This window comes from Pseudomonas sp. HN2 (assembly GCF_020736465.1).
GTDB classification, from domain to species: domain Bacteria; phylum Pseudomonadota; class Gammaproteobacteria; order Pseudomonadales; family Pseudomonadaceae; genus Aquipseudomonas; species Aquipseudomonas moraviensis_A.
The window spans coordinates 1,755,427-1,779,062 of record NZ_CP085885.1 but is presented as its reverse complement, the minus strand read 5'-3'; the positions used below and the strand labels follow the sequence as shown (position 1 = coordinate 1,779,062).

Genomic DNA, 23,636 nt, shown 5'->3' with positions numbered 1-23,636 from the left:
TCCTTAAAATTCGGTTTCAGTCAGCGCGAAGGCGTTAAACAGTGAAAGCATCTTGCAGCAGTTTTTCCTGCTGCTCGGCGTGCATCGATGCATAACCACAAGCTGGGGCAGCCGACGCCTCACGGCCCGCGTACTCGAGTACGAGAGTCTTGTCGAGGTTGGCGATGCTGCGACGCAAGTGATGCTGGCTGCAGTACCAGGCACCCTGGTTCATCGGCTCTTCCTGACACCAGACGGCATGCTTGACGTTGGTGTACGGAGCCAGGACTTCTTTCAAGTCGTCCTCAGGGAACGGATACAGCTGCTCGATACGCACGATGGCGATATCTTCGCGGCCTTCGGCACGGCGTTTTTCCAGCAGGTCGTAGTAGACCTTGCCGCTGCACAGAACCACACGCTCGACCTTTTTCGGGTCCAGTGCGTCGATTTCCGGGATCACGGTCTGGAACGAACCTTCGGCCAGATCTTCCAGCGTCGAGATGGCCAGCTTGTGGCGCAGCAGCGACTTCGGCGTCAGCACGACCAGCGGCTTGCGCAGCGGACGAATCACCTGACGACGCAGCAAGTGGTAGATCTGCGCCGGGGTAGTCGGCATGCACACCTGAATGTTGTGCTCGGCGCACAGCTGCAGGTAACGCTCAAGACGTGCCGAGCTGTGCTCAGGGCCCTGGCCTTCGTAACCGTGTGGCAGCAGCATGGTCAGACCGCAGAGACGGCCCCACTTGTGCTCGCCGCTAGTGATGAACTGGTCGATCACGACCTGTGCACCGTTGGCGAAGTCACCGAACTGGGCTTCCCAGATCACCAGCGCGTTTGGCGTGGTGGTCGAGTAACCGTATTCGAATGCCAGTACCGCTTCTTCCGAGAGGAACGAGTCGTACAGGTCGAAACGTGGCTGACCGTCGTACAGGTTCTGCAGCGGAATGTAGGTGCCCGCGTCTTTCTGGTTGTGCAACACAGCGTGACGGTGCGAGAACGTACCGCGGCCGATGTCCTGACCGGTCATGCGAATCGGGTGACCTTCGAACGCCAGGGTCGCGTACGCCATGGTTTCAGCGTAACCCCAGTTGATCGGCAGGCCGCCGGCTTGCATCTTCTGACGGTCTTCATAGATCTTCGCGACCTGGCGCTGAACCACGAAGCCTTCCGGAATTTCCAGCAGCTTGGCGGACAGCTCTTGCAGGGTCTTCAGATCGAAACGCGTGTCGTGACGCGCTGTCCAGGCATGGCCCAGATACGGACGCCAGTCGACGAACAGCTCTTTGTTCGGCTCCTTGACCAGCGATTTCACCACGTGCAGACCGTTGTCCAGCGCGTTGCGGTATTCGTCGACCTTGGCCTGAACGCGTTCAGCGTCAAGCACACCGGCCTGGGTCAGGCGTTCGGCGTACAGCTCACGGGTGGTGCGCTGCTTGGTGATCTGCTGATACATCAGTGGCTGGGTGCCGCTTGGCTCGTCGGCCTCGTTGTGGCCGCGACGACGGTAGCAGACCAGATCGATCACCACGTCACGCTTGAATTGCATGCGGTAGTCGATGGCCAGCTGGGTCACGAACAGCACGGCTTCCGGATCATCACCATTCACATGGAGGATCGGCGCCTGGATCATCTTGGCAACGTCGGTGGCGTACTCGGTGGAACGCGAGTCCAGCGGGTTGCTGATGGTGAAACCGACCTGGTTGTTGATCACGATGTGCACGGTACCGCCGGTCTTGAAACCGCGGGTCTGCGACATCTGGAAGGTTTCCATGACCACGCCCTGACCGGCGAATGCCGCGTCACCGTGGATGGAGATCGGCAGGACTTTCTCGCCGGTCAGGTCGTTGCGACGGTCCTGACGGGCGCGCACCGAACCTTCGACCACCGGGGAAACGATTTCCAGGTGGGACGGGTTGAACGCCATGGCCAGGTGAACTTCACCGCCGGTGGTCATCACGTTGGACGAGAAGCCCTGGTGATATTTCACGTCACCGGAACCGAGCTCGACCTTCTTCTTGCCTTCAAACTCGTCGAACAGCTCGCGCGGGTTCTTGCCGAAGGTGTTGACCAGCACGTTCAGACGGCCACGGTGGGCCATGCCGATGACGACTTCCTTGGTACCGTACGAGCCGGAACGCTGGATAAGTTCGTCGAGCATCGGAATCAGGCTTTCGCCGCCTTCCAGACCGAAACGCTTGGTGCCCGGGTATTTGGTACCGAGGTATTTTTCCAGGCCTTCACCGGCAGTCACGCGCTCAAGCAGGTGGCTCTTGATGTCGGCGGAGTACGTCGGACGACCGCGCACGCTTTCCAGACGCTGCTGGAACCACTGGCGCTGCTCGGAATCGGTGATGTGCGTGAATTCAGCGCCGATGGTGCGGCAATATGTCTGCTGCAACGCTTCGTGAATTTCGCGTAGGCTCGCTTCCTCTTTGCCGATGAACAGGTCGCCGGCACGGAAGGTCGTATCAAGATCGGCATTGGTCAAGCCGTAATGATTGATCGACAGGTCTGCAGGTGCAGGACGCTGCCACAGCCCCAGCGGGTCAAGCTGGGCTGCCTGGTGGCCACGCATACGGTAGGCTTGGATCAATCGCAGCACTTCAACTTGCTTCTTCTCGTGCTCACTGCTCACGCTGCCGGCGGAAACCGGTTGGGCGCGGCGCTGGTTCTTTGCCAGCAGCACGAAATGATCGCGAATCGTCGAGTGCGAAACATCAGTGGCAGAGTTGCCGTCGGCTGGCAACTTCTGAAAGTAGGTGCGCCACTCTTCTGGCACAGCGTTAGGGTCGTGCAGGTAGAGCTCATAAAGCTCTTCCACATAGGCAGCGTTTCCACCTGAAAGGTAGGCGCTGTTCCACATGCGCTGCATCACGCTTTCTTGCATGCTTGGTCACCCTCGGTTAGGGGAACACCATCGGTGTCGACACCGAGCAAACTTGCAGAAGTCCGAATGCAGCGACTAAAACAAGCCACCTAGGATCACACTGATAGTCCGGGTACCAGCCCGGATGCCCCTGCTTGTCTCATTTCTTCAAAAGAAGAGCTGCAGCTTATGGCTACGGCTCTGGTTATAGCCATGACGCGGGTTGAAGCCCGCGCCACAGCCTCTACGGTGCAACGGTTACAGCAGCTGAATCACACGCCGCTCGAAAGCAGCATGTTACGGATGTGACCGATGGCCTTAGTCGGGTTCAGGCCTTTCGGACATACGTTGACGCAGTTCATGATGCCCCGGCAGCGGAAAACGCTGAACGGGTCGTCAAGTGAAGCCAGACGTTCGCTGGTCTTGGTGTCACGGCTGTCTGCCAGGAAGCGGTAGGCTTGCAGCAGCGCAGCTGGACCGAGGAACTTGTCCGGGTTCCACCAGAAGGACGGGCAAGAGGTCGAGCAGCAGGCGCACAGGATGCACTCGTACAGACCGTCGAGCTTTTCGCGCTCTTCTGGCGACTGCAGACGCTCGATGGCCGGAGCCGGCGTGTCGTTCTGCAGGTAAGGCTTCACCTTCTCGTATTGCTTGTAGAAGATGCTCATATCGACGACCAGGTCACGGATAACCGGCAAACCTGGCAGCGGACGAACGATCAGCTTGTTACCTTTTACAACAGCGGACAGCGGCGTGATGCACGCCAGGCCGTTCTTGCCGTTGATGTTCATGCCGTCGGAGCCGCAGACGCCTTCACGGCAGGAGCGACGATAGGAGAAACCTTCGTCCTGCTCTTTGATCAGGGCCAGCACGTCCAGCACCATCAGGTCCTTACCACCGGTATCGACCTGGAAATCCTGCATGAACGGCGCAGCGTCCTGATCAGGGTTGTAGCGATAAACACTGACTTGCAACATGGCGGTCACCCTTAATAAGTCCGGACTTTAGGTTCGAAAGTCGGAACAGTCTTCGGCGAGAAGTTCACGGCACGCTTGGTGACGCGCTTGTCACCCGGGAAGTACAGGGTGTGGCACAGCCAGTTTTCGTCATCACGGTCTTCGAAGTCTTCACGGGCGTGAGCGCCGCGGGACTCTTTACGTACTTCGGCCGCGATGGCGGTAGCTTCAGCCACTTCCAGCAGGTTTTGCAGTTCCAGCGCTTCGATACGTGCAGTGTTGAACGCCTGCGACTTATCGTTGATCTTCACGTTGGCGATGCGAGCACGCAGGTCAGCGAGCTGAGCGATGCCCTTCTGCATGTATTCGCCGGTACGGAATACACCGAAGTAGTTCTGCATGCAGCTTTGCAGCTCGCGACGCAGGGTGGCAACGTCTTCACCGTCGGTACGGTTGTTCAGCGCGTTCAGACGCGACAGTGCAGCTTCGATGTCGGACTCGGTAGCGTCGTCGTATTCGATGCCATCGGTCAACGCCTTTTCCAGGTGCAGGCCGGCAGCGCGACCGAATACCACCAGGTCGAGCAGCGAGTTGCCGCCCAGACGGTTGGCACCGTGTACCGATACGCAAGCCACTTCGCCTACTGCGAACAGGCCAGGAATGATCTGGTCCTGACCTTCGGCATTCTGGGTGATCGCCTGGCCATGAATGTTGGTGGCAACGCCGCCCATCATGTAGTGGCAGGTCGGAACAACCGGAACCGGCGCAACCACCGGGTCAACGTGGGCGAAAGTCTTCGACAGTTCGCAGATGCCTGGCAGACGGCTGTGCAGCACTTCCTCGCCCAGATGGTCGAGCTTGAGCATTACGTGGTCGCCATTCGGACCGCAACCGTTGCCGGCGATGATTTCCTTAACCATCGAACGGGCAACCACGTCACGACCAGCCAGGTCTTTCGCGTTCGGAGCATAACGCTCCATGAAACGCTCGCCGTGCTTGTTGATCAGGTAACCACCTTCACCACGGCAACCTTCAGTAACCAGTACACCAGCGCCGGCGATACCGGTCGGGTGGAACTGCCACATTTCGATGTCTTGCACCGGCACGCCTGCACGCAGAGCCATGCCGACGCCGTCACCGGTGTTGATCAGGGCGTTGGTGGTCGACGCGTAGATACGGCCTGCACCGCCAGTCGCCAGAACGGTGGCCTTGGCACGGATGTAAGAGGTTTCGCCGGTTTCGATGCAGATCGCGATCACACCAACGAATTCGCCTTCCTGGTTTTTCACCAGATCGACAGCGTAGTACTCGTTGAGGAACGTGGTACCGGCTTTCAGGTTGCCCTGATAAAGGGTGTGCAGCAGCGCGTGACCGGTACGGTCGGACGCAGCGCAGGTACGTGCAGCCTGACCGCCCTTGCCGTAGTCCTTGGACTGGCCACCGAACGGACGCTGATAGATGCGGCCTTGCTCGGTACGCGAGAATGGCAGACCCATGTGGTCCAGCTCGAACACGGCAGCCGGGCCTTCCTGACACATGTATTCGATAGCGTCCTGGTCACCGATGTAGTCGGAACCCTTGACGGTATCGTACATGTGCCAGCGCCAGTCATCGTTCGGGTCGGCGGAAGCGATGGCGCAAGTGATGCCGCCCTGAGCGGAAACAGTGTGCGAACGGGTCGGGAAAACCTTGGTGATCACCGCAGTCTTGTGGCCGCCCTGTGCCAGCTGCAGCGCAGCGCGCATGCCGGCACCGCCACCACCAATGATGATGGCGTCGAAAGAAATCGTTGGAATGTTAGCCATGAATCAGATACCCCAGAGAATCTGCACACCCCAGACGAAGTAAGCGAACATCGCAACGCCGCATACTGCCTGGAAAAGGAAACGTATCGCCGTTGCGGACTTGCCGAACGCCATCGGCGTCAGGTAGTCGGTCGCGATGGTCCACATGCCGACCCAGGCGTGAGCGCCCAGAGCAACAAGGGCCAGCAGGCTGAAAATACGCATTCCGTTGTGAGCGAACAGTTCATGCCACTGGGCATACTCGAGGCCAGGATTGGCGACGATGTATCCGATCAGAAAGATGAAGTAAGCCGCGAGAACGACCGCAGACACACGCTGTGCCATCCAGTCATAGAGGCCCGAACGCGACAGGTTAGTGACGTTAGTTACCATATCCAGACTCCTGCCAGAACGATTACCACCACGGAAACGGCGATAACGATTTTCGAGCCCAGTTTGCCGCCTTCCAGCGTCTCACCGATGCCCATGTCCATGATCAAGTGGCGCACACCGGCTACCAGGTGATACAGCAGAGCGGACAGGATGCCCCAAATCACTAGCTTGGCTAGCGGACTGGTCAGACACGCTTTCACCTGACCGAAGCCTTCCTCGGAGCTGAGCGACTTGTCCAATGCGTAAAGCATGATGGCAAGGCACACGAAGAGGATGACACCGGAGATACGGTGAAGAATGGACGTGTAAGCAGTGACTGGGAGTTTGATGGTCCTTAGGTCTAGGTTTACAGGTCGTTGGCTTTTCACGGCTTTTTTTTCACACTGAAGAGCCCCTAACAATCAGGGCAAAGTTGTTGGGGAGTGCACTGGTCAGGTAACCACCACCCAGGGATGCGACCCCCAATGAAAGCAAGCCCAAAAGCCCTTGGCGGTCGGTGGCCGAGTATAGACAGTTAGGCTACTAATGACAACGCGTTCACCTACCCCCAATAGCGGATTGCACAAGTTGCATAAAAGGCGTAAATGGCAGGCAATTTCGAGGAAAAAGTCGGCTTAAAGCCTTCTGGAGCAAGACTTTAGGCAAATTGACATTCGAATTTATCTCACTATAGTGGTGCGGGCCCTGCGTGGGGGGTCTGTCTGATGGTTCAAGCATAAATAGGAGGCCACATGGCTGACAAAAAAGCGCAGTTGATCATCGAGGGCGCAGCCCCCGTCGAGCTGCCCATTTTAACCGGCACCGTTGGTCCCGATGTAATCGATGTTCGGGGCCTGACGGCCACGGGCCGCTTCACTTTCGACCCGGGTTTCATGTCGACCGCTTCGTGCGAATCGAAAATTACCTATATCGACGGCGACAACGGCATTCTGTTGCACCGCGGCTACCCGATCGAACAGCTGGCTGAAAAGTCGGACTACCTGGAAACCTGCTACCTGCTGCTCAACGGCGAACTGCCGACCGCAGAACAGAAGGCCCAGTTCGTCAGCACCGTGAAAAACCACACCATGGTTCACGAGCAGCTGAAAACCTTCTTCAACGGCTTCCGTCGCGACGCCCACCCGATGGCCGTCATGTGCGGTGTAGTCGGCGCCCTCTCGGCCTTCTACCACGACTCCCTGGACATCAATAACCCGCAGCATCGCGAAATCTCCGCGATCCGTCTGGTTGCGAAGATGCCGACCCTGGCAGCGATGGTTTACAAGTACTCCATGGGCCAACCCATGATGTACCCGCGCAACGATCTGACGTACGCGGAAAACTTCCTGCACATGATGTTCAACACCCCGTGCGAGATCAAACCGATCAGCCCGGTACTCGCCAAGGCCATGGACCGGATCTTCATCCTGCATGCCGACCACGAGCAGAACGCTTCGACCTCCACCGTGCGTCTGGCCGGCTCCTCGGGTGCCAACCCGTTCGCCTGTATCGCCGCCGGTATCGCCGCACTGTGGGGCCCTGCCCACGGCGGTGCGAACGAAGCCGTGTTGACCATGCTCGACGAGATTGGCGATGTGTCGAACATCGACAAGTTCATCGCTAAGGCCAAGGACAAGAACGACTCGTTCAAGCTGATGGGCTTCGGTCACCGCGTCTACAAGAACCGCGACCCGCGCGCTACCGTCATGAAGCAGACCTGCGACGAAGTGCTGAAGGAACTGGGCATCAACAACGATCCGCAACTCGAACTGGCCATGCGCCTGGAAGAGATCGCCCTGACCGACCCGTACTTCATCGAGCGCTCGCTCTACCCGAACGTCGACTTCTACTCGGGGATCATCCTCAAGGCGATCGGCATTCCGACCAGCATGTTCACTGTGATTTTCGCGCTGGCGCGTACTGTCGGCTGGATTTCGCACTGGAAGGAAATGCTCTCGAGCCCGTACAAGATTGGCCGTCCGCGCCAGCTGTACACGGGTTACGAGTCGCGTGACATTACCTCGCTGGAAGATCGCAAATAAGGGTTTTGCTTTTTTGTGATGGATTAGTGGTGTGTCAGGAACGGCCTCTTATATAGAGGCCGTTTTTGTTTCTGGTGGTGTTTATTGGATTGGGGGCATATCCGTTGCTGCGGTGAAGGCTACTTAGGGTTCCGCCCTTACGGCGGGTCACTTTTTCCAGACGCCGAAAAAGTAACCAAAAAGGCTTTGCCCCGGCGTACGGCCCGCTCGCTGGGGCTCGGGGTACCTTCGTTACGGGATCGCTCCGGGCGCAGCGGCTCCGGTTGGCTTCGCTGCACCTACACTCGCTGTGTACGACTGCGTCGTACGGTCGCTGCGCTCCCACCCCCGGATCGATCCCGTAGCGAAGCCTGCCGAAGGGGCAAAAGATCAAAAGCCAGATCAAGAGCCCCTCACCCTAGCCCTCTCCCGGAGGGAGAGGGGACTGACCGAGTTGTACAGGCGAAGTATGCCGATCTGAGATACTGAGTCGAATGCAGGTTTTGAACACCACACAGATCGGCCCCCTCTCCCTCGGGAGAGGGCTGGGGTGAGGGGCGAATCCACCGAAAATCTCAAGCCATGCGACGCTTCTAACCACTCAACAATGAGCGTTAGCTCGAGTGCTCTTGATCTTGATCCACGGGCGACGTCGGAAGGCTGAGTGGAGGGATTGATCGCAACGGATACACACACCAAACCAACCGATAACCGCCCACAAAAAAACGCCCCGATCTCTCAACCAGGGCGCTTTCTTGAAGCTTGAAGCTTGCAGCTGATCTCTTAGTGCGAAACCGCGCCACTCGCCCCCAACCCGGTCTGCGAACGCACAAACTGCGGGAAGAACAGCGCCCGCTCATTGTCCGCAGCCGCCGACTTGTCAGTGATCGAGAAGAACCAGATCCCGATGAACGCAATCATCATCGAGAACAGCGCCGGATATTCGTAAGGGAAGATCGCCTTCTCGTGATGCAGAATCTGCACCCAGATGGTCGGACCAAGGATCATCAGGCCCACGGCACTGATCAGCCCCAGCCAGCCGCCAATCATCGCGCCACGGGTAGTCAGCTTCTTCCAGTACATCGAAAGCAGCAGCACAGGGAAGTTGCAGCTCGCCGCGATCGAGAACGCCAGGCCCACCATGAACGCAATGTTCTGGCTTTCGAACAGAATGCCCAGACCAATCGCCAGCACTGCCAGGGCGATGGTGGTGATCTTCGACACGCGAATCTCATCCTTCTCGTTGGCCTTGCCCTTCTTGATCACACTGGCGTACAGGTCGTGGGATACCGCCGAGGCACCTGCCAGCGTCAGACCGGCGACCACCGCGAGAATGGTCGCGAACGCCACCGCCGAGATGAAGCCCAGGAAGATGCTGCCGCCGACCGCGTTGGCCAGGTGCACCGCCGCCATGTTGTTGCCGCCGAGCAAGGCGCCCGCTGCATCCTTGAAGGCCGGGTTGGTGCTGACCAGCAGGATCGCGCCGAAGCCGATGATGAAGGTCAGGATGTAGAAGTAACCGATGAAACCGGTAGCGTACAGCACGCTCTTGCGCGCTTCCTTGGCGTCACTCACGGTGAAGAAGCGCATCAGAATGTGCGGCAGGCCAGCGGTACCGAACATCAGCGCCAGACCCAGCGAGAACGCCGAGATCGGATCCTTGACCAGACCGCCCGGGCTCATGATCGCTTCACCCTTGGCGTGCACCTTGATCGCCTCGGAGAACAGCGTGTTGAAGTCGAAGCCGACGTGCTTCATCACCATCAGCGCCATGAACGAAGCACCGGACAGCAGCAGCACTGCCTTGATGATCTGCACCCAAGTGGTCGCGAGCATGCCGCCGAACAGCACGTACATGCACATCAGTACGCCGACCAGAATCACCGCAACGTGGTAATCGAGGCCGAACAGCAACTGGATCAGCTTGCCGGCACCGACCATTTGCGCGATCAGGTAGAACGCCACCACCACCAGCGAACCGCAAGCGGACAGCGTGCGGATCTGGGTTTGCCCGAGGCGGTAGGACGCGACGTCGGCAAAGGTGTATTTACCCAGGTTGCGCAGGCGCTCGGCGATCAGGAACAGAATGATCGGCCAGCCAACGAGGAAACCGATCGAGTAGATCAGGCCATCGTAGCCGGAGGTGAACACCAGCGCGGAAATGCCCAGGAAGGACGCCGCCGACATATAGTCACCGGCAATCGCCAGGCCGTTCTGGAAACCGGTGATCTTGCCGCCAGCCGCGTAGTAGTCGGCGGCCGAGTTGTTTTTCTTCGACGCCCAGTAAGTGATGTACAGGGTCGCGCCGACGAAGGCCACGAACATCAGGATCGCCGGGATGTTCAGCGGTTGCTTGGCCACCGCACCGGTCAGGGCGTCAGCCGCCCAGGCGCCGGGTGCGAACGCGGCAACGCTCAGAAGAGCCAGTAGACGCCGGATCATTGCTGAGCCTCCTTGAGAATCGCATTGTTCAGGTCGTCGAACTCGCCATTGGCGCGGCGCACGTAGATGCCAGTCAGGACGAAGGCCGAGAGAATCAGGCCGACACCGATCGGGATGCCCCAGGTGATCGACGATTCAGGACTGAGTTTCGCCCCGAGCACGTGCGGCCCGTAGGCGATCAGCAGGATGAATGCGGAGTAGAGCCCAAGCATGATTGCCGAGAGAATCCAGGCGAATCGTTCCCTTTTCTGAACCAGCTCCTTGAATCGGGGACTGTTTTGAATCGAGAGGTAAATGCTGTCGTTCATTGTTTTTATCCTCGCAGCACAAATTATTGTTGGAACGTAGCTAATGTATGCGGCTGCGAGAGAGGTTCCAGACGACCTTAGTAGTAGATGGCCATGATCCTTCTGCCATTTTCCGGACACCCAAAACAACTGTAGGAGTGAGCCTGCTCGCGATGGCGTCGTGTCAGTCGACATTTCTCTCAACTGACGGAACGCTATCGCGAGCAGGCTCACTCCTACAGGGGTATGGCGGGATTTAAATTATTTGGTCCAGTCAGCCACGCGATCCGGGTGTTTGGCCACCCAGTCCTTGGCCGCTGCATCAGGCTTGGCGCCGTCCTGAATCGCCAGCATCACTTCGCCGATTTCGTCTTTCGAGGCCCACTGGAAGTTCTTCAGGAACTTGGCCACTTCCGGTGCCTTGGCCTCCAGGCCTTTGCTGCCGATGCTGTTGACGGTTTCAGCCTGGCCATACACGCCTTTCGGGTCGTCGAGGAAGCGCAGTTTCCACTTGGCGAACATCCAGTGCGGCACCCAACCGGTGACGGCGATGGATTCGTTTTTCTTCTCGGCGCGGGTCAGCTCGGCAATCATCCCGGCGCCGGAACTGGCCTTGAGGCTGTACTTGTCCAGACCATAATCCTTGATCGCCTGATCGGTCTTGAGCATCACGCCTGAACCGGCGTCGATGCCGACAATGCGGTTTTTGAAGGTGTCGTCGGTTTTCAGGTCTTCGATCGATTTGGCTTTGACGTACTCAGGCACGATCAGGCCGATTTTTGCGTCCTTGAAGTTCGGGCCGTAATCGACGACCTGATCCTTGTTTTTCGTCCAGTAGTCACCGTGGGTCACGGGCAGCCAGGCCGAGAGCATGGCGTCGAGTTTGCCGGTGGCTACGCCCTGCCACATGATCCCGGTGGCGACGGCTTGCAGCTTCACGTCATAACCGAGTTTCTGTTTGATCACTTCGGCCGCCACGTGGGTGGTCGCGACGCTGTCGGACCAGCCGTCAACGTAACCGATGTTCAGGGTCTGTTTTTCAGCGTTGGCGAAAGTGGAACTCATCGCAAGCACCAGAGCGGCACCTGCGCCTAAAAGTCGTCGCATCTTCATCGTTTACTTCCCCGAAATGCTGCGCCCGACGGATGCCGGGCATCGTCAACGTATTGTTATGGTGCACAGCGCCCCCATCACGCCGGACCTCACACACCGAACATCAGCCGATTTTTCAAAAAGGGTACTGATGGTTTGATCATCAACCTCAAGCTGCAAGCGACCTGCTCTGTCAGCGACCTCAAGGCAACGAGAAACGACATCAGAAAGCCATTAATCAACCAAGATTAATTGACGCCAGACAATCCGCCCGAACTTTGCATGTACAACGCCTGCAAGCCCCCTGCCGCTCTATAAATGCAGGTAACATGCGTCGCTTTGCAGCCACTCGGCCCGACCATGTCCGCTACGTTCCGATTTCCTTTTCTGCCTTATCTGTTCGCCTGCCTGCTCGGGCTGCTGGCCCTTGGCGGTTTCTGGTACGGCCTCGGCCAACCGGTGATCCTGCCGGACGCTGCAACGCCGACGCACAAGCTGCAATGCGCCTCGTACACGCCGTTCGACAAGGACCAGTCGCCGTTCGACGTGCCGTTCAAATTGCGCCCGGAGCGCATGGACGCCGACCTCGCGCTCCTGGCGACGCGCTTCGAATGTATCCGCACCTATTCGATGACCGGCCTCGACGCTCTGCCCGATCTGGCGCGCAAGCACGGTCTGAAGTTGATGATCGGCGCCTGGGTCAACAGCAACCCCGTCGATACCGAGCAGGAAGTCGAGCTGCTGATCAAATCCGCCAACGCCAACCCCGACGTGGTGACGGCGGTGATCGTCGGTAACGAGGCGCTGCTGCGCAAAGAGGTCACCGGAGCGCAACTGGCGCGGCTGATCAACAAGGTCAAAAGCCAGGTCAAGCAACCGGTGACCTACGCCGACGTCTGGGAATTCTGGCTCAAGCACCCGGAAGTCGCGCCCGCTGTGGACTTCCTGACCATTCACCTGCTGCCATACTGGGAAGACGATCCGTCGAACATCGACGTGGCGCTGCGGCATGTGGCGGATGTGCGTCAGGTGTTCGGCAACAAGTTCGCGCCCAAAGACGTGATGATCGGTGAAACCGGCTGGCCGAGCGAAGGCCGTCAACGCGAAACCGCCGTACCGAGCAGGGTCAACGAGGCAAAATTCATTCGTGGATTCGTGGCGATGGCCGAGCAGGAAAGCTGGCGCTACAACCTGATCGAAGCCTTCGATCAACCGTGGAAGCGCGGCAGTGAGGGCGCGGTTGGCGGCTATTGGGGGCTGTTCGATGCCGATCGCCAGGACAAGGGTGTACTCGCCGGGCCGGTGAGCAATGTGCCGTACTGGAAAGAATGGCTGGCGGTCGGTGCTGTGATTCTGCTCGGCACGCTGATCCTCGGTGGTCGCGTTCGGTCCACACGTTCGGCGCTGCTGCTGCCGCTGCTGGGCGCCGTCGCTGCTTGCTCGATTGGAGCCTGGGGCGATCTGGCGCGGTTGACCACACGGTTTGCCGGCGAATGGCTGTGCGTCGGTTTGCTGACCGGGTTGAATCTGTTGGTGCTTGCCCATGCCGCGCTGACGTTGAGTGCGCGCAGCGGATGGCGCGCGCGAGCTTTCGATTTCCTTGAGCATCGCGCCGGCTGGCTGGTCGCAGCGGCTGGTTTTGCCGCGGCGGTGATGATGCTGGAAATGGTCTTCGATCCGCGTTATCGCAGTTTTGCCAGCATGGCGTTCGTGCTGCCAGCGCTGGTTTACCTGTGCCGCCCGGTGAGTGTGCCGCGCCGGGAGATTGCGTTGCTGACTTTCATGGTCGGTGCGGGGATCGTGCCGCAGTTGTATCAGGAAGGATTGCAGAATCAGCAGGCCTGGGGATGGGCGCTGGTCAGTGGATTGATGGTGGTGGCATTGTGGCGCTGTCTGCGGGTTCGCAACGGCTGAGCAAGATCAAAAGATCGCAGCCTTCGGCAGCTCCTACAGGTGTACGACGTGCAACTGTAGGAGCTGCCGAAGGCTGCGATCTGTTCTGTCACGCGTTGCGTGAGGATCTGACCAAGCGCAACCCGGCAATCACCACGGCAAACACCGCCAACGTCGTATTGTACAAGGCCAGGGCCGGCAACCCGAACACCAGCGCCAGCACCGCCAGCCACCACCCTGCCCGTCCGGGCACGACAAATCCCAACAGCGCTACGCCTACCGCCGCCCAGCCCAGCACCTTGAAATGAATCAGCAGCCCGAGGTTCGACCGCACCGCGCATTCCCAGCGACTGGCCTCGTCGACGCAGATGCCCACCCACTGTCCGTCTTCCATGAAGCCGTAACGCGCGGCATAACTGGCGGCCAGCCACAGCGGCAACAAAACAAGCAGCACAATCACGGGCAAGCGGCGGGACATGGAGCACTCCAATCTGCGGAAATCGGCGGCCAGCTTAATCTGCCGACCGGCATTCGCAAGCACTAACAACTGTTAACTGTTCAGCGAGCCCTCGCAACGTGTATCGTCCAGCTACTATTACCCCGAATTCCGCCTGTTTGGTGCCGCAGCATGGCACTTTGGCGCTTGGCCGGTGGTCATAGCCTGCGAACTTCAATCGGCACCTTCCTCTAAGGGATCTAGTCATGCTCCGTTCCTTGCGCTTCGCCGCGCTGTTCAGCGGCCTAATTTTGAGTGCGTCCGCGCTGGCGGTGGATATCGACGCCGCCAGTTATGGCTACCCGCTGACCAACCCGTTCGAGGCGACGATCGCCACGACACCACCGGACCTGCGTCCGGAGTTGCCGCTGGACGACGACATCACTCAGTCGGATCGCAGCCTTACCCTGCGCCCGGAGCGTGAATTCCAGCTGCCGGACAATTTCTGGGCAGTCAAAAAACTCACCTACCGCATTGCCACCCAAGACAAACCGGCGCCGCTGATCTTCCTGATCGCCGGCACCGGCGCGCGCTTTGACAGCACGCTCAACGAATACCTGAAGAAGTTGTATTACAAGGCCGGCTACCACGTCGTGCAGTTGTCCTCGCCGACCAGTTTCGACTTCATCAGCGCCGCTTCGCGTTTCGCCACCCCGGGCGTGACCAAGGAAGATGCCGAAGACATGTACCGGGTGATGCAGGCCGTGCGGGCGCAGAACCCGAAACTGCCGGTCACCGAGTACTACCTGACCGGTTACAGCCTCGGCGCCCTGGATGCTGCGTTCGTCGCGCATCTGGACGAAACCCGCCGCAGCTTCAACTTCAAGAAAGTCCTGCTGCTCAACCCGCCGGTCAACCTGTACACCTCGGTGACCAACCTCGACAAGCTGGTACAGACCGAGGTCAAGGGTATCAACAACAGCACCACTTTCTATGAGCTGGTGCTGGCCAAACTGACCCGCTACTTCCAGCAGAAAGGCTACATCGACCTCAACGATGCGCTGCTGTATGACTTCCAGCAGTCCAAGCAGCATCTGACCAACGAACAGATGGCCATGCTCATCGGCACGTCGTTCCGCTTCTCGGCCGCCGACATTGCCTACACCTCTGACCTGGTCAACCGTCGCGGCCTGATCACCCCGCCGAAATTCCCGATCACCGAAGGCACCAGCCTCACGCCGTTCCTCAAGCGTGCGCTGCAATGCGACTTCGACTGCTACATCACCGAACAGGTCATTCCGATGTGGCGCGCCCGCACCGACGGCGGCAGCCTGCTGCAACTGATCGATCAGGTCAGCCTGTATGCGCTCAAGGATTACCTGCACGACAGCCCGAAAATCGCCGTGATGCACAACGCCGACGACGTCATCCTCGGCCCTGGCGACCTGGGCTTCCTGCGTAAAACCTTCGGTGATCGCCTGACCGTTTATCCACTGGGCGGCCACTGCGGCAACCTTAACTACCGCGTCAACAGCGACGCCATGCTGGAGTTCTTCCGTGGCTAAATATCTCCTGCTGATTGCAGCGTTCCTCTGTGCAGGCGTGGCCCAGGCCGACAACAGTAAAGCCGACGCACCGGTGGTGGTCGACAGCGACGGCTTCAAGGAACCGCTGACCAAACTCAAATTCAACCCGGGCCTGGACCAGCGCGAGTTCGAGCGCTCGACGCTCAATGCGCTGAACGTCTATGACCCGCTGGAATCGTGGAACCGCCGGGTCTATCACTTCAACTACCGTTTCGACCAGTGGGTGTTCCTGCCGGTGGTCGATGGCTATCGCTACATCACGCCAAGCTTTGTGCGTACCGGGGTGAGCAACTTCTTCAACAACATTGGTGACGTGCCGAACCTGGTCAACAGCCTGCTGCAGTTCAAGGGCCAGCGCTCGATGGAAACCACCGCGCGCCTGCTGCTCAACACCACGATCGGCATCGCCGGCCTGTGGGACCCGGCGACCGCCATGGGCCTGCCGCGCCAGAACGAAGACTTCGGGCAGACCCTGGGCTTCTATGGCGTGCCGGGCGGCGCCTACTTCGTACTGCCGATCTTCGGCCCGTCGAACATTCGCGACACTGCAGGTCTTGCCGTGGATTACACCGCCGACACTGCGATCAACTTCCTCAATGTCGCGGAAGTCAGCTCCAACCATCCGGAAGTCTGGGCACTGCGTGCGATCGACAAGCGCTACCAGACCAGCTTCCGCTACGGTCAGATGAACTCGCCGTTCGAGTACGAGAAAGTGCGCTACGTCTACACCGAAGCACGCAAGTTGCAGATCGCCGAGTAATTTCGGCGGGTACAAAAAAGGGCCATTCGATGCGAGTCGAATGGCCCTTTTTCATGGCATCACACAGATCAAATTGTAGGAGTGAGCCTGCTCGCGATAGCGGTGTACCAGTCACCACCTGTCTGGCTGACAAACCGCTATCGCGAGCAGGCTCACTCCTACAGGGGGCTGTATTCAGCCTTTGATTGCGCGCCAGAGCTTGCCCACGACAGTCACTACCGCCAGCACCACGGCGCCGGCGATAATCCCCGCGACACCATTGAGCAGCATCGGCACGGCGAACCCGGCGCTGCCCGCCGCTGCGCCGACACCTTCGATCCAGTGATGCAGCACCGGCACGCCATGAGTCAGGATGCCGCCGCCGACCAGGAACATCGCCGCCGTGCCGACCACCGACAGGGTTTTCATCATGTACGGCGCGGCGCTGAGAATGCCGCCGCCGATTTTTTTCGCCATCTGCCCGGGTTTCTGCGTCAGCCACAGGCCCAGATCGTCGAGTTTGACGATGCCCGCCACCAAACCGTAAACGCCGACGGTCATGACAATGGCGATGCCGGACATGACAACCACTTGCTGGGTCAGCGAGGCATCTGCCACGGTGCCGAGGGTGATGGCGATGATTTCTGCCGAAAGAATGAAGTCGGTGCGGATCGCGCCTTTGATCTTGTCCTTTTCGTACGCCACCAGATCGGTGGTCGGGTCGGCGACGGCCTCGGTCAACTGCGCGTGCCCAGCTTCGTCTTCCTCTTTGCTGTGCAGGAACTTGTGCGCAAGTTTCTCGAAACCCTCGAAGCACAGGTACGCACCGCCGACCATCAACAGCGGCGTCACCAGCCATGGCACGAAGGCGCTGATTGCCAGCGCCGACGGCACGAGGATCAGTTTGTTGACGAACGAGCCCTTGGCCACCGCCCAGACCACGGGAATTTCCCGCTCGGCGCGCACGCCCGAGACCTGCTGGGCGTTTAGCGCCAGGTCGTCACCGAGCACGCCGGCAGTCTTCTTGGCGGCCATTTTCGTCATCAATGCAACGTCATCCAGAACGGTGGCGATGTCATCGATCAGCACCAGCAAACTGCTTCCTGCCATGAATCCTGTTTCCTTCTGTGTATGAATGTTGCCAAGCATAACGCGACCGCCGGCCACAGGCTGCATTGTTGAGCGCCGCTCAAGGCCGGTGCTACCATGCGCCACCGCCAGAACAGGCAAGGAACCACCGGGTTTATGAGCACAATCCGCGAGCGTAACAAAGAACTGATCCTGCGCGCCGCCAGCGAAGAGTTTGCCGACAAGGGCTTTGCGGCGACCAAAACCAGCGACATCGCCGCCAAGGCGGGATTGCCCAAGCCCAACGTCTACTACTACTTCAAATCCAAGGAAAACCTCTACCGCGAGGTGCTGGAAAGCATCATCGAGCCGATTCTGCAGGCCTCGACCCCGTTCAACCCGGATGGCGTGCCGAGCGAAGTGCTGAGCGGCTACATCCGCTCGAAGATCCGCATCTCCCGCGACCTGCCCTACGCCTCCAAGGTATTCGCAAGCGAAATCATGCACGGCGCGCCGCACCTGAGCGCCGACCTGGTCGAGCAGCTCAACGCCCAGGCCAAGCACAACATCGCCTGCATCCAGAGCTGGATCGACCGCGGCCAGATCGCCCCGATCGACCCCAACCACCTGATGTTCAGCATCTGGGCCGCCACCCAGACCTACGCCGACTTCGACTGGCAGATATCTGCGGTGACCGGGAAAGACAAGCTCGACGAAGCCGATTATGAAGCGGCCGCGCAGACGATTATCCGGTTGGTGTTGAAGGGATGTGAGCCGGACTGAAAGACCGCAGCAACGCAATCGCGAGCAGGCTCACTCCTACATTTGGAATACGTTCCCCTGTAGGAGTGAGCCTGCTCGCGATCGAGGCGATACGGTCCCCACTCAAACCCAAATCGCACCCCATAGTGGATAGTCGCCAAGCTTCTCCACCAGCCCGGCCCGCAATGGGTTGGCTACTGCATACCGCGCCACTTTCACCAGGTTCTCCTCCCGCCGCAACGCCCGATCATGAAAACCTCTCTGCCAGAGAACACTGTTATCTCCGGTAGCCTGTCTTACGGATCTGGTACTCATCGACTTGGTTTTCTGCATCAGCTCACTCAATGAGCCCCGCCGTAATTCAATCAGCCAGTGAAAATGATCAGGCATGACGACCCAGGCCAGTGAATGCACCAGCCCGGAATCCTGGGCATTTTGGAATTGATCAGCGACCAGCTTGCCCAAGGCAAAATCCTTGAAAACCGGCCTTCGTTCATGGGTGTTGCTGGTTAACAGATAGATTCGGCTGACTTCGGCATATCGCCCGACTCGCAATTTATGTGCAGCAGGTAGATCTGGCATTCCTTTGCCTCCTGTGATCAAGTCATAAGAGGCTAGTACCGGGGATGCAAATGGAGTGGGCAGACTGTTGGCAGGATGTGTCCGGAAGATAGCTATCGCGAGCAGGCTCACTCCTACAGGGGTTTTGTGGCGTTCCGACATTTTGTGTCTGAACCCAGATCCACTGTAGGAGTGAGCCTGCTCGCGATGGCGATAGCTCAATCACCGCAAATTCAAGCAACCACCCCCCCATCCGCCCTCAGATCCAGCGCCTCCACCGCTTTGATCGCCACCTGCTCATCCACATCCGACAAATCCCCGCTGATCCCGATCGCGCCCAGCACTTCACCCGCCTGATTGCGAATCAACACACCACCCGGTGCCGGCACAACGCTGCCCTGCCCCATGCTGTTCAACGAAGAAAAAAAGGCCGGACGTTGTTGGGCGTCCTGGGCGAGCAGGCGTGAGCCTTTGCCCAGGGCGATGGCGCCCCAGGCTTTGCCGATGGCGATGTCGGGGCGCAGCAGGCTGGCGCCGTCTTCGCGTTGCAGGGCGATCAGGTGGCCGCCGGTGTCGAGTACCGCGATGGTCAGTGGCGCGGCGTTGATGCCGCGCCCCGCACTGATGGCTTCGCTGACCAGGTTGACTGCGACTTTCAAGGTTAAAGCGCTCATGGTGCCGTCCTCATTTTGTTATAGGGAAAGTCGTGGGACTGCGCGTTTCTGCCACAGTCCGATGCAACAAATAGAACACAATGAGTTAGTTTTTTGTATACAATAATTCTCGAAAAGCGCCGCATGCGACGAAAAGCCACAGCACAAGCGGCTTCCGACGAATGAAACAGACGCTTGAGAAAATGGATTGACCTGCGCCGTCCGCCGTGAATACACTCTGCGCAAAGCCACTTGTATACAATTACAAAACGTAAAGAGGCACAAAACCATGAGCAAAATGAGAGCAATCGAAGCCGCCGTTCTGGTGATGCGCCGCGAAGGGGTTGATACCGCTTTTGGCATCCCGGGCGCAGCGATCAACCCGCTGTACTCCGCCTTGCAAAAGGTCGGTGGCATCGATCACGTCCTTGCTCGCCACGTTGAAGGCGCCTCGCACATGGCCGAGGGCTACACCCGCACCAAGGCCGGCAACATCGGCGTGTGCATCGGCACGTCCGGCCCGGCCGGTACCGACATGGTCACCGGGCTCTACAGCGCCTCGGCCGACTCGATTCCAATTCTCTGCATCACAGGGCAAGCACCCCGCGCCCGGATGCACAAGGAAGACTTCCAGGCTGTCGACATCACCAGCATCGTCAAGCCAGTCACCAAGTGGGCGACCACGGTGCTCGAACCGGGCCAGGTGCCTTACGCCTTCCAGAAAGCTTTTTATGAAATGCGCTCCGGCCGTCCGGGCCCAGTGCTGATCGACCTGCCATTCGACGTGCAGATGGCCGAGATCGAATTCGATATTGACGCTTACCAACCGCTGCCCCTAGCCAAACCGACCGCGACCCGCGTGCAGGTCGAGAAGGCTCTGGCGCTGCTGGATCAGGCCGAGCGTCCGTTGCTGGTCGCCGGTGGCGGCATCATCAATGCCGACGCCAGCGATCTGTTGGTCGAGTTCGCCGAACTGACCGGCATCCCGGTCATCCCGACCCTGATGGGCTGGGGCACCATCCCTGACGATCACCCGCTGATGGTCGGCATGGTCGGTCTGCAGACGTCGCACCGTTACGGCAACGCGACGATGCTGAAATCCGACGTGGTGCTGGGCATCGGTAACCGTTGGGCCAACCGTCACACCGGTTCGGTTGATGTGTACACCGAAGGTCGCAAGTTCATTCACGTCGACATCGAAGGCACGCAGATCGGCCGTGTGTTCACCCCGGATCTGGGCATCGTCTCCGACGCCGCCGCCGCGCTGACCGTGTTCATTGAAGTGGCGCGGGAATGGCAAGCCGCCGGCAAGCTGAAAAACCGCAGTGCCTGGCTGCAGGATTGCCAGCAGCGCAAGGCCAGCCTGCATCGCAAGACCCACTTCGACAACGTGCCGGTCAAACCGCAGCGCGTTTACGAGGAAATGAATCAGGTGTTCGGCAAGGACACCTGCTACGTCAGCACCATTGGTCTGTCGCAGATTGCCGGCGCGCAGTTCCTGCACGTCTACAAGCCGCGTCACTGGATCAACTGTGGCCAGGCCGGCCCGTTGGGCTGGACCATTCCGGCAGCGCTGGGCGTGGTCAAGGCCGATCCGAGCCGGAAAGTCGTGGCCCTGTCGGGGGACTATGATTTTCAGTTCATGATCGAAGAGCTGGCGGTCGGCGCTCAGTTCAAACTGCCGTACATCCACGTCGTGGTGAACAACTCGTACCTGGGCCTGATCCGTCAGGCGCAGCGCGGATTCGAAATGGACTACTGCGTGCAGCTGTCCTTCGATAACCTGAATGCGCCGGAACTCAACGGTTACGGGGTTGACCACATCGCAGTCGCTGAAGGCCTCGGCTGCAAGGCGCTGCGCGTGTTCGAACCGTCGGAAATCGCCCCTGCCCTGCGCAAGGCCGAACAGATGATCGAAGAGTTCAAGGTGCCGGTGATCGTCGAGATCATCCTGGAGCGTGTGACCAACATCTCCATGGGTACCGAGATCAACGCGGTCAACGAATTCGAAGACCTGGCGCTGGTCGGCAACGACGCGCCGACGGCGATTTCGTTGCTTGATTGATTGCTTTTAGCCCCCTCTCCCTCTGGGAGAGGGCTGGGGTGAGGGAAAGGTTTTGCGGTGCTCGTACAATCGGGATCAGATTCAGGATCTCCCCTCACCCTAGCCCTCTCCCGAAGGAGAGGGGACTGATCGCGTTCAGTCTGATCTACCGTGCCTCATCAGTTTTTAGGAGACCACCATGCCGCGTTTCGCAGCCAACCTGTCCATGCTGTTCACCGAACAGGATTTCCTTGCCCGTTTCGACGCCGCCGCCAAGGCCGGTTTCAGTGGCGTGGAATACCTGTTCCCGTACGACTTCAGCTCCGCCGAAATCAAGGCAAGACTCGAGGCCAACGGTCTGACCCAAGTGCTGTTCAACCTGCCGGCCGGTGACTGGGCCAAGGGCGAGCGCGGTATCGCCTGCCTGCCGGATCGGGTCGAAGAATTCCGCGCCGGGGTCGATCTGGCGATTGCCTACGCACAAGTGCTGGGCAACACCCAGGTCAACTGCCTGGCCGGCATTCGTCCGCAAGGCGTTGACGATGCCACGGTGGAAAAAACCTTCGTCGCCAACCTCAAATACGCCGCCGACAAGCTGCAAGCGGCGGGCATCAAACTGGTGATGGAAGCGATCAATACCCGCGACATTCCCGGTTTCTACCTGAACAACACGGCGCAAGCCCTGTCGATTCGCGAGCAGGTCGGCAGCGCCAATCTGTTCCTGCAATACGACATCTATCACATGCAGATCATGGAAGGTGATCTGGCCCGCACCCTGCAATCGCACCTGGGCGAGATCAACCATGTGCAACTGGCGGACAACCCGGGGCGCAACGAGCCGGGCACCGGTGAAATCAACTACCACTTCCTGTTCGAACACCTCGACCGCATCGGTTATCAGGGTTGGGTCGGCTGTGAATACAAGCCGTTGACCACCACCGAAGCGGGCCTCGGCTGGCTGAAAACCCACAACGCAATCTGAGAACACAGCAAATCCTCTGTAGGAGTGAGCCTGCTCGCGATGAGGCCGGCACATTCAATATCCATCTCGCCTGACAAACCGCTATCGCGAGCAGGCTCACTCCTACAGAAATGCAGCTCCCCTATTTGCTTGCGCACGACAAAAACAAGAGGATTTTCTCATGGCTAAAATCGGATTCATCGGCACCGGCATCATGGGCCACCCAATGGCGGCGAACCTGCAGAAAGCCGGTCACAGCCTGTTCCTGTCGCAACACCACGACGCGGCCCCGGCCGATCTGGTCGCCGCTGGCGCCGTTGCCCTGGCGAACCCGCGCGAAGTGGCGCAGGAAGCCGAATTCATCATCGTCATGGTCCCGGATACCCCGCAGGTCGATGACGTGCTGTTCCGCGCCGACGGCGTTGCCGCCGGCATCGGCAAGGGCAAAGTGGTCATCGACATGAGCTCGATCTCGCCGACCGCCACCAAAGCCTTTGCGGCGAAGATCAACGAGAAAGGCGCGCAATACCTCGACGCTCCCGTGTCCGGCGGTGAAGTCGGTGCCAAAGCCGCGACCCTGAGCATCATGGTCGGTGGCGACGCCGATGCCTTCGAACGCGCCCTGCCGCTGTTCCAGGCCATGGGCAAAAATATCACCCTGGTCGGTGGCAATGGCGACGGCCAGACCGCCAAGGTCGCCAACCAGATCATCGTTGCCCTGAACATCCAGGCCGTTGCCGAAGCGCTGCTGTTCGCCTCGAAAAACGGTGCCGATCCCGCCAAGGTGCGTGAAGCCCTGATGGGTGGTTTCGCCTCTTCGAAGATTCTCGAAGTGCACGGCGAGCGCATGATCAAAGGCACCTTCGACCCGGGCTTCCGCATCAGCCTGCACCAGAAGGACCTGAACCTGGCCCTGCAAGGCGCCAAGGAGCTGAACATCAATCTGCCGAACACCGCCAACGCCCAGCAAGTGTTCAGCACCTGCGCGGCCATCGGTGGCAGCAATTGGGATCACTCGGCGCTGATCAAGGGCCTTGAGCACATGGCCAATTTCTCGATCCGCGACAATAAATAAAGCCTGCACAAAACCCTGTGGGAGCGAGCCTGCTCGCGAAAGCGACTTCACATTCAACA

Annotated in this window: 20 protein-coding genes; 8 read left to right on the top strand and 12 right to left on the bottom strand. The window is 59.2% G+C overall.

Going from position 1 to position 23,636, the window contains the following annotated elements; all coding sequences use genetic code 11:
* Window positions 1–34 precede the first annotated feature (34 nt).
* The 5 genes from LIS66_RS07840 to sdhC all read right to left on the bottom strand — a co-directional run bounded on the left by LIS66_RS07840 (window position 35) and on the right by sdhC (window position 6,346).
* Window positions 35–2,866: a 2-oxoglutarate dehydrogenase E1 component gene (locus LIS66_RS07840; RefSeq protein ID WP_042607586.1), complete on the bottom strand. Its 2,832-nt coding sequence runs from the start codon at window positions 2,864–2,866 to the stop codon at window positions 35–37.
* Window positions 2,867–3,117: 251 nt separating this feature from the next.
* Window positions 3,118–3,822, bottom strand: a complete 705-nt coding sequence (locus LIS66_RS07835; RefSeq protein WP_016773675.1) for a succinate dehydrogenase iron-sulfur subunit — start codon at window positions 3,820–3,822, stop codon at window positions 3,118–3,120.
* 11 nt (window positions 3,823–3,833) lie between these two features.
* Window positions 3,834–5,606, bottom strand: coding sequence for a succinate dehydrogenase flavoprotein subunit (sdhA, locus tag LIS66_RS07830; protein WP_042607585.1), 1,773 nt, complete (start codon window positions 5,604–5,606; stop codon window positions 3,834–3,836).
* A gap of 3 nt (window positions 5,607–5,609) precedes the next feature.
* Window positions 5,610–5,978, bottom strand: coding sequence for a succinate dehydrogenase, hydrophobic membrane anchor protein (gene sdhD / locus LIS66_RS07825; protein ID WP_008049683.1), 369 nt, complete (start codon window positions 5,976–5,978; stop codon window positions 5,610–5,612).
* The gene (gene sdhC / locus LIS66_RS07820) at window positions 5,972–6,346 is read right to left on the bottom strand and encodes a succinate dehydrogenase, cytochrome b556 subunit (protein ID WP_016773673.1); all 375 of its coding nucleotides are present in this window, start codon (window positions 6,344–6,346) and stop codon (window positions 5,972–5,974) included. The genes sdhD and sdhC overlap by 7 nt, the downstream gene beginning before the upstream one ends.
* Window positions 6,347–6,709: 363 nt before the next feature.
* Between sdhC and gltA the strand changes: the two genes are divergently transcribed.
* The gene (gene gltA / locus LIS66_RS07815) at window positions 6,710–7,999 is read left to right on the top strand and encodes a citrate synthase (RefSeq protein WP_042607584.1); all 1,290 of its coding nucleotides are present in this window, start codon (window positions 6,710–6,712) and stop codon (window positions 7,997–7,999) included.
* Window positions 8,000–8,761: 762 nt separating this feature from the next.
* On the opposite strand, the gene LIS66_RS07810 is transcribed toward gltA, so the two are convergent.
* The 3 genes from LIS66_RS07810 to LIS66_RS07800 form a co-directional block, all read right to left on the bottom strand.
* Window positions 8,762–10,420, bottom strand: a complete 1,659-nt coding sequence (locus LIS66_RS07810; RefSeq protein WP_064365437.1) for a cation acetate symporter — start codon at window positions 10,418–10,420, stop codon at window positions 8,762–8,764.
* Window positions 10,417–10,728: a DUF485 domain-containing protein gene (locus LIS66_RS07805; RefSeq protein ID WP_042607582.1), complete on the bottom strand. Its 312-nt coding sequence runs from the start codon at window positions 10,726–10,728 to the stop codon at window positions 10,417–10,419. The genes LIS66_RS07810 and LIS66_RS07805 overlap by 4 nt, the downstream gene beginning before the upstream one ends.
* A gap of 240 nt (window positions 10,729–10,968) precedes the next feature.
* Window positions 10,969–11,820, bottom strand: coding sequence for a glycine betaine ABC transporter substrate-binding protein (locus tag LIS66_RS07800; RefSeq protein WP_042607581.1), 852 nt, complete (start codon window positions 11,818–11,820; stop codon window positions 10,969–10,971).
* Between the two features lie 297 nt (window positions 11,821–12,117).
* On the opposite strand from LIS66_RS07800, the gene LIS66_RS07795 reads away from it, so the two are divergent.
* Window positions 12,118–13,713: a beta (1-6) glucans synthase gene (locus LIS66_RS07795; protein ID WP_227973932.1), complete on the top strand. Its 1,596-nt coding sequence runs from the start codon at window positions 12,118–12,120 to the stop codon at window positions 13,711–13,713.
* 88 nt (window positions 13,714–13,801) lie between these two features.
* On the opposite strand, the gene LIS66_RS07790 is transcribed toward LIS66_RS07795, so the two are convergent.
* Complete coding sequence (locus tag LIS66_RS07790) at window positions 13,802–14,170, bottom strand: hypothetical protein (protein WP_227973931.1); 369 nt, start codon at window positions 14,168–14,170, stop codon at window positions 13,802–13,804.
* Window positions 14,171–14,394: 224 nt separating this feature from the next.
* Here LIS66_RS07790 and LIS66_RS07785 point away from each other — a divergent pair, with 224 nt between their 5' ends.
* Both LIS66_RS07785 and LIS66_RS07780 read left to right on the top strand, forming a co-directional pair.
* Complete coding sequence (locus LIS66_RS07785) at window positions 14,395–15,693, top strand: hypothetical protein (protein WP_064365440.1); 1,299 nt, start codon at window positions 14,395–14,397, stop codon at window positions 15,691–15,693.
* On the top strand, window positions 15,686–16,474 hold the full coding sequence (locus LIS66_RS07780; RefSeq protein WP_024012144.1) for a VacJ family lipoprotein: 789 nt from the start codon (window positions 15,686–15,688) through the stop codon (window positions 16,472–16,474). The genes LIS66_RS07785 and LIS66_RS07780 overlap by 8 nt, the downstream gene beginning before the upstream one ends.
* 174 nt (window positions 16,475–16,648) lie before the next feature.
* On the opposite strand, the gene LIS66_RS07775 is transcribed toward LIS66_RS07780, so the two are convergent.
* Complete coding sequence (locus LIS66_RS07775; protein ID WP_042607577.1) at window positions 16,649–17,563, bottom strand: DUF808 domain-containing protein; 915 nt, start codon at window positions 17,561–17,563, stop codon at window positions 16,649–16,651.
* A 135-nt stretch (window positions 17,564–17,698) separates the two neighbouring features.
* Here LIS66_RS07775 and LIS66_RS07770 point away from each other — a divergent pair, with 135 nt between their 5' ends.
* Window positions 17,699–18,304 carry a TetR/AcrR family transcriptional regulator gene (locus tag LIS66_RS07770; RefSeq protein WP_042607576.1) on the top strand — a complete coding sequence of 202 codons (606 nt, stop codon included), beginning with the start codon at window positions 17,699–17,701 and terminating at the stop codon, window positions 18,302–18,304.
* Between the two features lie 102 nt (window positions 18,305–18,406).
* On the opposite strand, the gene LIS66_RS07765 is transcribed toward LIS66_RS07770, so the two are convergent.
* Both LIS66_RS07765 and LIS66_RS07760 read right to left on the bottom strand, forming a co-directional pair.
* Window positions 18,407–18,865 (bottom strand): REP-associated tyrosine transposase, encoded by a 459-nt coding sequence (locus tag LIS66_RS07765; RefSeq protein ID WP_227973930.1) that lies wholly within the window; start codon window positions 18,863–18,865, stop codon window positions 18,407–18,409.
* A gap of 212 nt (window positions 18,866–19,077) precedes the next feature.
* Complete coding sequence (locus tag LIS66_RS07760) at window positions 19,078–19,518, bottom strand: GlcG/HbpS family heme-binding protein (protein ID WP_064365443.1); 441 nt, start codon at window positions 19,516–19,518, stop codon at window positions 19,078–19,080.
* A 268-nt stretch (window positions 19,519–19,786) separates the two neighbouring features.
* Between LIS66_RS07760 and gcl the strand changes: the two genes are divergently transcribed.
* The 3 genes from gcl (at window position 19,787) to LIS66_RS07745 (ending at window position 23,577) form a co-directional block, all read left to right on the top strand.
* Window positions 19,787–21,562: a glyoxylate carboligase gene (gene gcl, locus LIS66_RS07755; RefSeq protein WP_041479607.1), complete on the top strand. Its 1,776-nt coding sequence runs from the start codon at window positions 19,787–19,789 to the stop codon at window positions 21,560–21,562.
* Window positions 21,563–21,740: 178 nt separating this feature from the next.
* A complete protein-coding gene (hyi, locus tag LIS66_RS07750; RefSeq protein WP_116658973.1) occupies window positions 21,741–22,523 on the top strand; it encodes a hydroxypyruvate isomerase in 783 nt (260 codons plus the stop codon).
* Between the two features lie 160 nt (window positions 22,524–22,683).
* On the top strand, window positions 22,684–23,577 hold the full coding sequence (locus LIS66_RS07745; protein WP_016771028.1) for a 2-hydroxy-3-oxopropionate reductase: 894 nt from the start codon (window positions 22,684–22,686) through the stop codon (window positions 23,575–23,577).
* Window positions 23,578–23,636: the final 59 nt, after the last annotated feature.

Bases quoted from the DNA above. Each gene is read 5' to 3' on its own strand.
- LIS66_RS07840 (WP_042607586.1), bottom strand. From the start codon at position 2,866: ATGCAAGAAAGCGTGATGCAGCGCATGTGGAACAGCGCCTACCTTTCA.
- LIS66_RS07835 (WP_016773675.1), bottom strand. From the start codon at position 3,822: ATGTTGCAAGTCAGTGTTTATCGCTACAACCCTGATCAGGACGCTGCG.
- sdhA (WP_042607585.1), bottom strand. From the start codon at position 5,606: ATGGCTAACATTCCAACGATTTCTTTCGACGCCATCATCATTGGTGGT.
- sdhD (WP_008049683.1), bottom strand. From the start codon at position 5,978: ATGGTAACTAACGTCACTAACCTGTCGCGTTCGGGCCTCTATGACTGG.
- gltA (WP_042607584.1), top strand. From the start codon at position 6,710: ATGGCTGACAAAAAAGCGCAGTTGATCATCGAGGGCGCAGCCCCCGTC.
- LIS66_RS07810 (WP_064365437.1), bottom strand. From the start codon at position 10,420: ATGATCCGGCGTCTACTGGCTCTTCTGAGCGTTGCCGCGTTCGCACCC.
- LIS66_RS07805 (WP_042607582.1), bottom strand. From the start codon at position 10,728: ATGAACGACAGCATTTACCTCTCGATTCAAAACAGTCCCCGATTCAAG.
- LIS66_RS07800 (WP_042607581.1), bottom strand. From the start codon at position 11,820: ATGAAGATGCGACGACTTTTAGGCGCAGGTGCCGCTCTGGTGCTTGCG.
- LIS66_RS07795 (WP_227973932.1), top strand. From the start codon at position 12,118: ATGCAGGTAACATGCGTCGCTTTGCAGCCACTCGGCCCGACCATGTCC.
- LIS66_RS07790 (WP_227973931.1), bottom strand. From the start codon at position 14,170: ATGTCCCGCCGCTTGCCCGTGATTGTGCTGCTTGTTTTGTTGCCGCTG.
- LIS66_RS07785 (WP_064365440.1), top strand. From the start codon at position 14,395: ATGCTCCGTTCCTTGCGCTTCGCCGCGCTGTTCAGCGGCCTAATTTTG.
- LIS66_RS07775 (WP_042607577.1), bottom strand. From the start codon at position 17,563: ATGGCAGGAAGCAGTTTGCTGGTGCTGATCGATGACATCGCCACCGTT.
- LIS66_RS07770 (WP_042607576.1), top strand. From the start codon at position 17,699: ATGAGCACAATCCGCGAGCGTAACAAAGAACTGATCCTGCGCGCCGCC.
- LIS66_RS07765 (WP_227973930.1), bottom strand. From the start codon at position 18,865: ATGCCAGATCTACCTGCTGCACATAAATTGCGAGTCGGGCGATATGCC.
- LIS66_RS07760 (WP_064365443.1), bottom strand. From the start codon at position 19,518: ATGAGCGCTTTAACCTTGAAAGTCGCAGTCAACCTGGTCAGCGAAGCC.
- gcl (WP_041479607.1), top strand. From the start codon at position 19,787: ATGAGCAAAATGAGAGCAATCGAAGCCGCCGTTCTGGTGATGCGCCGC.
- hyi (WP_116658973.1), top strand. From the start codon at position 21,741: ATGCCGCGTTTCGCAGCCAACCTGTCCATGCTGTTCACCGAACAGGAT.
- LIS66_RS07745 (WP_016771028.1), top strand. From the start codon at position 22,684: ATGGCTAAAATCGGATTCATCGGCACCGGCATCATGGGCCACCCAATG.